General features: G+C 44.5%; 10 protein-coding genes, 1 tRNA gene, 1 pseudogene and 1 riboswitch. Of the genes and pseudogenes, 6 read left to right on the top strand and 6 right to left on the bottom strand.

What is annotated here, in order from left to right; all coding sequences use genetic code 11:
- Window positions 1–216 precede the first annotated feature (216 nt).
- Together SCACP_RS06375 and SCACP_RS06380 are read left to right on the top strand one after the other, a co-directional pair.
- Window positions 217–969 carry an ABC transporter ATP-binding protein gene (locus tag SCACP_RS06375; RefSeq protein WP_425060521.1) on the top strand — a complete coding sequence of 251 codons (753 nt, stop codon included), beginning with the start codon at window positions 217–219 and terminating at the stop codon, window positions 967–969.
- A 13-nt stretch (window positions 970–982) separates the two neighbouring features.
- The gene (locus SCACP_RS06380) at window positions 983–2,209 is read left to right on the top strand and encodes a SufB/SufD family protein (protein ID WP_425060522.1); all 1,227 of its coding nucleotides are present in this window, start codon (window positions 983–985) and stop codon (window positions 2,207–2,209) included.
- Window positions 2,210–2,582: 373 nt separating this feature from the next.
- Here the strand turns inward: SCACP_RS06380 and SCACP_RS06385 are convergent, their stop codons facing one another.
- The 5 genes and pseudogenes from SCACP_RS06385 to SCACP_RS06405 all read right to left on the bottom strand — a co-directional run bounded on the left by SCACP_RS06385 (window position 2,583) and on the right by SCACP_RS06405 (window position 6,207).
- A complete protein-coding gene (locus tag SCACP_RS06385; RefSeq protein ID WP_425060523.1) occupies window positions 2,583–2,972 on the bottom strand; it encodes a DUF2680 domain-containing protein in 390 nt (129 codons plus the stop codon).
- Window positions 2,973–3,158: 186 nt separating this feature from the next.
- On the bottom strand, window positions 3,159–4,670 hold the full coding sequence (locus SCACP_RS06390; RefSeq protein WP_425060524.1) for an ATP-binding protein: 1,512 nt from the start codon (window positions 4,668–4,670) through the stop codon (window positions 3,159–3,161).
- Window positions 4,667–5,089: a winged helix-turn-helix domain-containing protein gene (locus SCACP_RS06395; RefSeq protein ID WP_425061335.1), complete on the bottom strand. Its 423-nt coding sequence runs from the start codon at window positions 5,087–5,089 to the stop codon at window positions 4,667–4,669. The genes SCACP_RS06390 and SCACP_RS06395 overlap by 4 nt, the downstream gene beginning before the upstream one ends.
- Window positions 5,075–5,277, bottom strand: a pseudogene (locus SCACP_RS06400) (response regulator); the annotation flags it as partial. The pseudogene SCACP_RS06400 and the gene SCACP_RS06395, both read right to left, overlap by 15 nt.
- Window positions 5,278–5,298: 21 nt before the next feature.
- Window positions 5,299–6,207: a LysR family transcriptional regulator gene (locus SCACP_RS06405; protein WP_425060525.1), complete on the bottom strand. Its 909-nt coding sequence runs from the start codon at window positions 6,205–6,207 to the stop codon at window positions 5,299–5,301.
- A 142-nt stretch (window positions 6,208–6,349) separates the two neighbouring features.
- On the opposite strand from SCACP_RS06405, the gene SCACP_RS06410 reads away from it, so the two are divergent.
- From SCACP_RS06410 to ribB, 3 genes are all read left to right on the top strand, one after another.
- The gene (locus SCACP_RS06410) at window positions 6,350–7,387 is read left to right on the top strand and encodes a YeiH family protein (RefSeq protein ID WP_425060526.1); all 1,038 of its coding nucleotides are present in this window, start codon (window positions 6,350–6,352) and stop codon (window positions 7,385–7,387) included.
- 382 nt (window positions 7,388–7,769) lie between these two features.
- Complete coding sequence (locus SCACP_RS06415) at window positions 7,770–8,378, top strand: SEC-C metal-binding domain-containing protein (protein WP_425060527.1); 609 nt, start codon at window positions 7,770–7,772, stop codon at window positions 8,376–8,378.
- Window positions 8,379–8,635: 257 nt separating this feature from the next.
- A riboswitch (FMN riboswitch) is annotated at window positions 8,636–8,784 on the top strand.
- A 63-nt stretch (window positions 8,785–8,847) separates the two neighbouring features.
- Window positions 8,848–9,543: a 3,4-dihydroxy-2-butanone-4-phosphate synthase gene (gene ribB / locus SCACP_RS06420; protein ID WP_425060528.1), complete on the top strand. Its 696-nt coding sequence runs from the start codon at window positions 8,848–8,850 to the stop codon at window positions 9,541–9,543.
- A gap of 473 nt (window positions 9,544–10,016) precedes the next feature.
- Here the strand turns inward: ribB and SCACP_RS06425 are convergent, their stop codons facing one another.
- The gene (locus tag SCACP_RS06425) at window positions 10,017–11,267 is read right to left on the bottom strand and encodes a radical SAM protein (RefSeq protein ID WP_425060529.1); all 1,251 of its coding nucleotides are present in this window, start codon (window positions 11,265–11,267) and stop codon (window positions 10,017–10,019) included.
- 158 nt (window positions 11,268–11,425) lie between these two features.
- Between SCACP_RS06425 and SCACP_RS06430 the strand changes: the two genes are divergently transcribed.
- Window positions 11,426–11,500, top strand: a tRNA-Gly gene (locus SCACP_RS06430).
- The last annotated feature ends 119 nt before the right edge of the window (window positions 11,501–11,619 follow it).

Raw genomic sequence — 11,619 nt, forward strand, 5'->3', positions numbered from 1 at the left:
GAATTTTATAATTCCGAAGTCAAGTTGGAAAAAATGATGTTTATCAAAATCCAAGGGTTTTATAAATTCTATGGAAGGATTATCCAAAGGAAAGACGAATTTGAAAAATATAGTCTTACTATGGACTGTTAAGTACTCTTACGAGGATGGTGAAACCCAAATCGTAATAGCATAATTCATTTGGACAAGTTATTGATAATTTAGGGGGAGATGCAGTTGTTAAAACTGGAAAATTTATCGGTTGCAGTAAATGACCGACAGATATTGCACGATGTTAACCTGCATATCAAGCCGGGAGAAGTGCATGTTCTGTTTGGGCCGAATGGTACGGGAAAATCTACATTGATTGGCGCAATTATGGGCTTTTCCCGGTATAAAATAACAGCCGGTAAGATTTATTTCAAAGGTCAGGATATAACGAACTTGTCGGTAGATGAACGCGCCCGCAGGGGTATTGGCGTTATGATACAAAGACCACCGACTTTACGTGGCCTCTCTGTGCGGGAAATGGTACGCATTTGTGGAAAAAAACATACTAATGTTGAAATGCTGGCGGACAAGACAAATTTGATCGAATTTTTGGATAGAGGCGTGAACGAAGGATTTTCTGGCGGCGAGATAAAACGGTCCGAGTTGTTGCAATTGATGGCGCAGCAGCCGGACTTAGTCATGCTAGATGAACCGGAATCCGGTGTCGACATTGAAAACATTGCCGTGGTTGGTCAGGCAGCCAATTATATTTTAGAACGCGGTCTGCGAAAGAACGGCCAAACAATCAGAAAACGCCGGACTGATCGGCAAAAGTCTGGGTTGATCATTACCCATACTGGGCATATTTTGGAATATGTACCTGCAGATACGGCCCATGTAATGTATCAAGGAACATTGTCATGCAGTGGAAATCCACAGGAAATGTTGACTTGTATTCATGAAAAAGGCTATGAAGAATGTGTAAATTGTGCTTTATAAGGGGATGGAAAAAATGAAGAATGAGGCAAGCATAAGAGATAAGGCTCATGCCGCGTCCGGAAAGAGAGCTGCATTTGGTGCAGATATAGATTTTGCGGCTTTTGCCGATAAGGGTGTTGAACAAGCTTATATTTCCGACCCTGCTCAACTTTCTCCTGAAAAGCAAGCGCAACTGGAAGGTATTGGAATAGAAGTGGCGGGTGAGGAAAGGTCAGGAACCTATATGCAGATCGATCATTCGGTTGTGCATTGCAATGTTGCCAGTGAAGGCGTAGAGATCATGAGTACAGATGATGCTTTAAAAAAGTATGCTTGGCTGTCTGATTACTGGTGGCAGGCTGTCACACCCGATGCTGATAAATATACTGCCAGAGCGGCTTTGCATCAGGAACACGGCTACTTTATCCGGGCCTTTGCAGGTTCGAAAGTCTGTTATCCGGTACAAGCTTGCTTGTATATCGGACAGGAAGACATCATCCAAGATGTTCACAACATCATCGTTGTGGAAGAAGGAGCGGAATTGCACGTAATTACTGGTTGTGCCACTGATTCCCATGTAAAAAAGGGTATGCATGTTGGAATTAGTGAATTCTATGTTAAAAAAGGCGGGAAATTGACGTTTACCATGATTCATCGCTGGGGTGAGGAGATTGTGGTCAGGCCCCGCACTGGCGTTATCGTTGAGGAGAATGGCGTGTATATCTCAAATTATATCTGTATGCGGCCCGCAAAGGATTTACAAATGTATCCGACGACTAAATTGGTGGGGCCAGGAGCGGTTTCCCGGATTAACTCCATTTTGGTTGCGCCGCCTGGTTCTCATATGGATGTTGGTGGACGGGCTATCCTGGCGGTACCTGGAGCCAAGGCCGAGATTATTGCCCGGACGATTAGTACCGGCGGGGTAGTTATTAATCGTGGCCATTTGCTGGGGCAGTCACCTGATACCAAAGCTCACTTGGAGTGCCACGGACTGCTGCTGTCGGAACAGGGGATCATTCATGCGGTGCCTGAACTGGAAGCCCGGACCGGCAATGCGGAACTCAGTCATGAAGCAGCGGTAGGGAAGATTGCTCCTGAGGAAATTGAGTATTTGATGGCCCGCGGGCTTAATGAGGAAGAAGCGATTGCTACTATTGTCCGCGGCTTTCTTAATGTGAATATTGAAGGACTGCCTGATGCGCTGACGAAGGAGATAGACAATGCTATACAGGAGTTTAGTTTGAGAAAATATTCGTGATTGATTGTTAGCCAAGGCCAGTGAACTGACTGTGTACATCCATATATCACCAGTAAAATACCCAAGCCGATATAAAAAACTGCGGCTGACAAAATAATGTGCCCGAGAACCAGGATGCCTTGGTGATGGTCTTATGAACAGCAATACTTATAAGGTAAGGAGGGAAGCAATTGCACTAGGGGTGTATGGTAGCCGGTAATATAAGTTCTATAAACAAGACTAACAGTTTGCCCATGCTGCACATCCTGATGAAAAGTATATTGGAAAAGTTAGGCGAATCTGTGCCCGAAATATGGAAAAAGTGTGAAATCATTTTAGTATATACATGGAAAAGCATCTTGCCACCCGCAAGATGCTTTTCCTCTAATGCTACTTAATTATTTTGCTGCTGTTGCCAGCCGGGACGAAAGCCGGGGCCAGGGCCACCTCGCATCATGCCGGGACCTCTGCCCATCATGCCGGGGCCAAATCCATTTTCCAGGCGTTCTTTCATCCAGGCGATACGCTGGTCAGCCTGCTCCTGGGTCAGGTTACCGAATTCGACCTGTTTTTGGATGACTTGCTTACGGACTTCAAACATTTGCTTTCTGAGGTCGTTCATTTGATTAAAGAGGGGGGCCAGTTCCTGCTTTTGAGCATCGGTCAGGTTCGCCTGGTTGAGGGCGAAAGGCGGCACGTTGGTCGGAGTCGCGGCATATACCATGGAAGCGGCAAAGGCGAGTACTAACAGACCGACTACCGCAATGAAAAGGGATTTTTTCATACTTTTTACCTCCTTATATTGATTAAGTTGGGTTTTCCAACTGATTTTAGTTTAAACAATAACTAAGGCAAAAGTATGGAGAAAGTGTGACAAAAGTGTGAAATGTGATTTTTTAGCGGAACATATTCAGTACCCAGCACTACAAGTGACATTCAAAAACAATCATATCTTATGGGTTATTTGTTGTCACTTTGCTATGGAAAACCGAATCGTGATAGTGGTGCCTTGACCAACCTGGCTGGCGACTGTTACCGCCGCCTGGTGCAATTCAATAATTTGTTTGGCGATAGCCAACCCCAGGCCGGTGCCGCTGTCGTCGCGGCAATGGGATTTATCCACTTTATAAAAGCGCTCCCAGATGTAGGGCAAATCTTCGGATGGAATCCCTGTGCCGGTGTCGGCAACTTCCACTGCTACGGTATCACCGTCGGTAAAGGTCGTGATAGTTACCGTCCCGCCGGACGGTGTGTATTTTATAGCATTATCCAACAGGATTAATAGAAGCTGGGTGATCCGGTCGCCGTTAGCCTGAATAGCAGGGAGTGGTTCTTTGGTGTTGGACAGTAGGTGAATTTCTTTCTGTTCCGCTTGCTGTTTGAGCATATGCACTACACTGTCGGCTACTGCCGCTAGTGGTATCTTTTCCTTATCGGCAGCAGATTTAGCCGACTGCAACCGGCTTAAATCCAGCAAATCGTTGATTAGGCGTTCCAGCCGCACTGTTTCGTTCCGTATCAGCCGGTAATACTTTTTGATTTGTGAGGGTTCTTCAATTGTCCCGTCCAATAGCGCTTCGTTATAGCCCCGGATAATGGTCAGCGGCGTTCTGAGTTCATGGGATACATTGGCCACGAAATCACGACGCAGTTTTTCCGTTTTATTCAGTTCGGTAATATAATTAGCCAAATCCCGGGCCAGGGAATTGAGTGCCAAGCCCAGACGGCCCACTTCATCTGTAGTTTCTATCTTGACCAGGGTATTATATTCACCCCGCGCCATAGCGCTGGCCGTTTCCTGCATGGCTTTGAGCGGGCGCACAATATTGCGGGTGAGATAATGGAGCACCAGGAGGGCCAACAGGACGGCCAGGAGGCCCGCCCCACCAATATAATAGTAGATTCGCTGCATGAAGGCGTCGATGCCGGCTACTGGCGCATGGAGCAGTACTGCTCCGCCCACCTGACCGTTTGCTAAGGTGATGGGAACGGCTACGACCAGCATTTTTTCACCATAATACGGATTTTCGAAAGTTTTTGTCCAAGTTTTGCCGTCAATAAACACAGGGTCAAGTTCATCAATAACGGTGCGTATGCCGCCAAAGGACTGTAATCCCATGCCGGAATGTCCGGGGTTGCCAGGACCAGGCCCACCCTTCATGCGCCGGCCAGGGCCCCGCCCTATACCCATGCCGGACATGTTGACCACAAGGCGGGATGCATCCAATATCCATATTCGCGCGCCCAGATAGCTGTCGGCATTGGCTAAAAAGGCGTCCAGTCCAATAAAATTGCCGGTTTCTGCGTTAAATTTTTTCAGGGTGTCGGCCAGTTCCGTTCCCTTGGCAATGAGTTCTTGACGCTTGGCTGCTAGTGTCTGTTCTTTGATGAGAGCCGACACCCCTACTAGGACACCACCTAATAGTACGGTGATTACCAGCATAAAGCTGAATAATAGTTTGAGCTGCAAGGAGTGTTTCATGATCGTACCTCGAAGCGATACCCTACACCCCATACTGTCCGAATGTCCCAAGGTGAAGTGTCTTTGATATCAAGTTTTTGCCGGAGGCGTTTGATGTGGCTATCTATGGTGCGGGTTTCGCCGCAGTAGGTATATCCCCACACTTTTTCCAGCAGCACCTCACGGGAAAAGGTTCGCCCGGGGTGAGAGGCCAGACACCATAAAAGTTCCGTTTCTTTCGATGTCAGAGGAACAGTTTGGCCAAAGGTAGTAATGGTGTGTTCGTTGATATTGATTTCAAGATTGGTAAAGCGCAAGACATTAGCTTTGGTAAATTCAGTGTCAGGCACACGACGAAGCACGGCTTTGACTCGGGCCACTACCTCGCGGGGATTAAAGGGTTTGGTTATATAGTCGTCAGCCCCTAACTCTAATCCCATAATCCGGTCTTCATCTTCGGCGCGGGCCGTGAGCATAATGATGGGCACTCGGGAAAATTGCGGACTTGCCGGCATACTTCGATGCCGTCAAGCACCGGTATCATAATATCTAACAGAATCATGCTGGGTTTTAATTGTTCTATCTTGTAAATGGCTTCTACACCATCCGCTGCCTCCTCGACGGTCATGATGAACAAAGGAGCCAGTTTTTAGAATTCTGCTTCACTAAAAACAGGTAAATTTTTATTGTTTCTTAAGACATCTAAAAAAACCTCAGTTGCTTTGGTGTGAAAAGGAGTAGCTTGTGTTACCCATGAAAATTGACGGGTAATAGGCAGTTTTTCGATGTTCAGTGCCATCATACTACCTGTAGCAATTTCTTTGCGAATGGCCCAATAGGACAATAAAGTAATACCTAAACCGGCTTCAACAGATTCTTTTATAATTTGTGTGCTGCCAAATTCCATCATGTTGCTCGGGTAAAAATCCAGAGTGGCAAACATTTTTTCAGTTGCTTCTCTTGTTCCTGAGCCCACTTCCCGGACAATCCAGGTTTCTTTGCTTAAGTCAGACGGAAGTAACTGCTTTTTTTGCGCATACGGATGGTGTGCGGAGGCTACGATATACATTCGGTCTTCGGCAAAGGGCTCAATATATAGTTTTTCCTGGTGCAATCCGCCTTCAACAACTCCTACATCCAATTGATGAGCCAGCACGAATTCCGCAATTTCCTTTGTATTGGCAATGGTAATATTGGGCTTGATTAACGGATACTCTTTATGCAAATAGGCAATTACGTGCGGTAGGAGATATTCGCCAAAAGTATAGCTGGCGCCTATGGATAAAGTACCGCTGGCCGTATGCATGATATCATCGACCAGACATTGCATGCGAGTATAAATCCCTAATATTTCTTTCGCATGGTGGTATACAATTTCACCGGCTTTGTTTAACCGGACAAATTTATTGCTGCGTTCGAGCAGTTTAGCGCCGATAGCTCGTTCCAGTGTTTGAATATATTGGCTTACTGCCGGTTGGGTCATATGCAGCTCCTCTGCCGCCCGGGAAAAATTTTTTTTCTCGGCAACGGTTACAAAAACAAGTAAGGATTGGTCCAATGTTACATCCCCCATATGGTTGACTTGATCTTTATTATATCAAATTACTTATCATCACAATTATAATGATTTATTTTACTTATTACAATGAATTGTTTATGCTAAATATATCAGAAGTAGAGCAATAAAAGGAGACGATAACATGGCGAATATGATTCCAATTCCTCAGCATGAGAAAGAATGTGTAAATAAGACGCCAGCATGGTGGCCGATGCTGGCAGGTATTGGCTTTACGTTTATGATTGCGGTGCTGGGCTATGGGTTATTTAAAGTACCTGGCTTTGACCATATTGGGCAACTGGCGTGCGCAATCCTTATCGCTGTTGTTTACCGGCAAATTTGGGGATACCCGGAACAGATACGAGTGGGCATTCAATTTTCCGCGAAAAGACTGTTACGGTTGGCCATTATTTTATACGGTTTAAAATTAAATATTGATGTGATATTTCACCAGGGGTTAATGTTATTGGTCCGCGATATTGGCACGATTCTTTTCTCTATCATTCTAACGCTGCTCATTGCCAGAATCCTCAAAGCGGATTTGTCCTTGTCTTTGCTGCTTGGTATTGGTACCGGGGTATGCGGGGCAGCCGCCATAGCGGCCGTATCGCCGATTATCAAAGCCAAGGATGAAGACACGGCGATGGGGGTAGGAATTATTGCCCTTGTTGGTACGATTTTTGCCATTGGCTATACAATTTTAAGGCCAGACCTATATCTGACAGATATCCAGTATGGAATTTGGTCAGGAATCAGTTTGCACGAGATTGCGCATGTGGCGTTAGCAGCCACGCCTGCCGGACGAGATGCTTTAGCCATTGCCTTGTTGGCAAAATTGGGGCGGGTTTTTTTGCTTGTACCCTTGTGCTTTCTATTAATGTATTGGATGAAACGGTCGGGAAGCGCTCAAACGGATGCTAAAATTGATTTTCCGTGGTTTCTTATTGGTTTTATCATTATGAGTTTTGTGGGAAGTTATGTGATTGGCAAATACATCGTTCTTTCGCAAAATATAATGGATGAAATTGCTAATGTTACAACATTTGTGTTAACTATGGCTATGGTAGGGCTTGGGTTAAATGTCAGTCTGCACGATTTGCGTACAAAAACATTTAAACCGCTGCTGGCCATGACGGTTACGTCGATTCTGCTTGCCATTGTTACATTTGTTTCAATTTAAAGCAATTTAAAGCGCGTAGTAAGGAAAATCTTTTGAAAAGAAAAAAATCCCCAGCAAGCAAGGCTAGAGATAGTGAAAGAATTGGTTAATTTAAACTATATGAAATCCAATAAAGATTTTTTTCTAGGCGTGTTGTTAGTAACGCTCCACCGCTGGCGCTTGACTTACGCTTATACTAACAACACGCCTGTAAATCTTTATTGGATACTATATATAATTAGAGAGTTGGATATTATCCAATGTTTTAGTAAATAAGAAAAGTTAGTATCATTATTGATAACGTGAATAGAAATAGAAGGTATGATAAAATAATTCAGAAGATTCATTATTGCAACATGAAATAAATGTTATAATAAAATAATGAATAGAAGGGGGCGGAGATATGTCAACAATTACTCCAAAAGGATTAACAAGGTTTATCGTTGATTTTTGTAAAGAGATAAACCCTAATGCTAAACCCTATTACATTCCGGTGAAACCAATTCAGTTTAACGAATACAATGAATCCTTTAGTAATGTTGAAAGGAAAATTAAGAGCAATGGGGGAACAGTGCAATATGGTTGGGCTATTTGGGAATGGAGAAATATCTTAATCGAAGCTGAATTTCATGCAGTATGGAAAAATCCAGAGGGGGAATTAATATGCGTTTCCCCCAATATATATAAAGAATACAAAATCTTATTTCTACCTGATGATACTCGGATATACGATGGAGTACATAAGATTGATAGTTATCGTAAGTCAATTAGAATTGAGCCCATTGTTGACGAATACATTGCCGTCAAAGAACAATTTTTTTGTGAATATATAGCGCAGATTGGTAAGACAGAGTTATCTCCGAATTTAATAGAACTTGCAAAGAAGGACCATGAGCTTCGTCTTGAGGTTGATAAACTTCCTCCCTTGCCGAATCGGAATAGTGTTTGTTTATGTGGTAGTAATAAACGTTATAAAGATTGCTGTGGCTCGGATCATGAGTACATTGAATAAGCCAGATTTATTTGCCTGCATGCTTTTAAAAATTTATAGTACATTACTATATAGTATCCAATAAAGATTTACAGGCGTGTTTTTAATCATTACCAAAGAATCTAGGCTTACACCTTGATTCTTTTTACTTGTTAAATGAATTAGAACCTTGTGACGCCAGATTGCCTGGCAGCCTCCGCAACGGCTTTGGTACGATTTTTATTATATGCCAAAAGGATTGACAAATAGGGGTGTTGGAGTATACTTACAAATAAGTGACTTATTCTCAGGGCGGGGCGAAAGTCCCCACCGGCGGTATCCCAGTTTGAACTGGGGAGCCCGCGAGCGCTCTTCGTTTTTCGGAGGGGTCAGCAGAACTGGTGAGATGCCAGTGCCGACGGTATAGTCCGGATGAAAGAGGATAAGGCAGTCAGCAATCTTTACCTCAGTAATTCTGAGGCGATAGTTAATTTATTTTAGCTAGCTGTCTATGTCCGTTGCCCTGATTCTGGTAAGTCCGACTATGACTAGGAGGCGTATTACTTTGAATCAGACCTTACTAACTCAATTTGGCAACTCGAATGAGCGGGTGGAAAGAGCTCTTAACGCATTGCGTAATGGTCAGGGAGTTTTGGTCACCGATGATGAACAACGCGAAAACGAAGGGGATATTTTCTTTGCTGCAGAATCCCTGACTGAAGAGCAGATGGCAATGTTAATTCGCGAAGGCAGTGGCATCGTCTGCTTATGTCTGCCTGAAGAAAAGGTCCATGCATTGGCGTTGCCAATGATGGTGGAAAACAATACTAGTTCTTTTCAAACTGCATTTACAGTCTCGATCGAAGCTGCAGCGGGGGTTACTACTGGTGTATCGGCTGCTGACCGTGTTGCGACGGTCAAAGCGGCGATTGCTGACAACGCGCGTCCCGAGCATCTTCGGTGCCCAGGGCATGTGTTTCCTTTAAAAGCCAGACCCGGTGGTGTGCTGGAGCGTCCAGGCCATACAGAAGCAAATGTTGATTTAATGCGTCTTGCCGGACTGAAACCTTATGGTGTGTTGTGTGAACTTACAAACCCTGATGGTACTATGGCACGGCTACCGGAAATAGTAGCTTTTGCTGAGAAACATAATATGACAGTGGTCACAGTCGATGATCTAATATGCTATAGAAAAATGCAAGAGTAATACGGATAAAGAGAGCTAATGTTAACATAGCATAATAACGATATAGCGATTAAAAAAGAGAAATGTCATTAGACATTTCTCTTTTTTGATGCCGGTGAAAGAGCCTATTTTAAACGCATTTTTGGCGCCTTACTGAATATTCATTCTATAGAGGATTGCAAGGACGCTGGGACCCGTAACGGGGGGAGCAGCTCCGTGGCCGGCATTGCTGGGGATAGCACTGTTTCCGTGGCCAGCATTGCTGAGGATAGCACTGTTTCCGCGGCCAGCATTGCTGGGGATAGCACTGTTTCCGCGGCCAGCATTGACTGGGATAGCACTGTTTCCGCGGCCAGCATTGCTGGGGATAGCACGGCGTCCAGGAAGGGGAGCAGCCTACATTCGTGACTCGTTCCTCGAATTCTGCATCCTCAAAATCATCATCCCAATCTTCCATTTCCGGATTCTCCCATTTTGGATTTTTATATTTTTCATCAAACATTTTTATCATCCTCCCATTTTCCAGTATAAGGGTTATACAGGCAGTCGGCAGGTACAGCCTGCCAATTTTTCTTCGGGTCGAGGCCTTGCGCCAGTGGTCGGCAGTCCGGACAGGCATAGCGATATTCACAATCCTGGCACTTAGTTATGCAATCTTTGGTCGTACCCCAGCATTGCTGCAGTGCATGCCCATTAAGCACGCTGGTGAGGGGGCTGCTTAGGATGTTTCCGCATATCTGATTGCGGGCAAAGATGCAAGGGATGACATCACCGGTAGCTGTTATCGCCAAGCGACCGGCTAAGCAGCTATGAAATTTTTGAGCTTTGACAAAGGATTCAGGATCAGTAAAGAATGGCGGCTTGATGGGTGGTTTGGTATAAGTTTCAGGAATTAGATCTTTGTCGTCACCACGCCCGGTGGGGCGAACAACGTCTGGGAGTGCTTGCTCTACTCCCAGCTCAGCGTATAGGTTCATAATATTTTCTACTTCATGTTCATTGGCTTTCATAATTATTGAGGCAATGCGCAGAGGAATGTCTTTTTCGAGAATCTTCTTGATAGCCGACATAGTTTTTTTAAAACTTCCGGGATGCAGGGTAACTTTATCGTGGGTTTGGGCATTGCTAGCGTAAATTGTGGTGGCGACACTGACATTATTTTGTTTGAAAAAATCAATACAGTCGTCATCGACAAGGGTGGCATTAGTAAACACTTCAATTAGTTCGTAGTTTTCCTGACGTGCCTTAATTACCAGTTCTCGCCATTTTGAGTAGAGGAGCGGCTCGCCGCCAATAAGTTGGATAGCATACGCTCCTTCTTGGCGGGCTTCGCTAATTAGTTCCAGCCAACGTTTGTGTGGCACGCAGCCTGCCGGAGTATGCGGGCCGCTTGCAGAGTAGCAATGGAGGCATTTGTTGTTGCAGCTTGAGGTAAGTTCAAGCCAGATAAATTCAAGTTTGGGTTCACATACCGGAAAAATTCGGTATTGTTGCGCAGGGACGGAAATATCACTGTAAGTAGCCCCTAGGCCTTTGGCTGTTAATTTGTCGAGAAATGATAAATAACGCTTGTTATCATCCAGGCTGACATCCATTAAGTTTTCCAATGAATTTTCCCGGCAAGCTTTTAAGATTTCAACCGCTCCGCGATTGATGGAATATACCCGGCCAGAATCCAGGTCATATATTGCTCCCCGGGCTTTGCCTTCTACTAGCACGCAATGATCTTTCAGCCGGTAATACAATTGGTCAGCCTCCTTTGTTGATAAGACTTTTTTATGTGTTTTATACATAATATGCGGTTCGACTGACATATGTTAGTTAGGAAAAACTTACCAAATATTTTATTGTTGACAAATAATTGGTTGCAGTATATAATTGATTATGTCGTTAACGTCAATATGCGGAAGTAGCTCAGTGGTAGAGCATCGCCTTGCCAAGGCGAGGGTCGCGAGTTCGAATCTCGTTTTCCGCTCCATATTTACATATAACCCAGCAGATAGATGCTGGGTTTTTTGCTCATAGCTTGTCTTTGCTGTTTAGTTATGGTATGATATTATGCATGACATTGCTGCAATATATGGATACTGGTTGAAA

The sequence above is a fragment of the Sporomusaceae bacterium ACPt genome, from assembly GCA_041428575.1.
Classification (GTDB): Bacteria; Bacillota; Negativicutes; order Sporomusales; family Sporomusaceae; genus Sporomusa_D; species Sporomusa_D carbonis.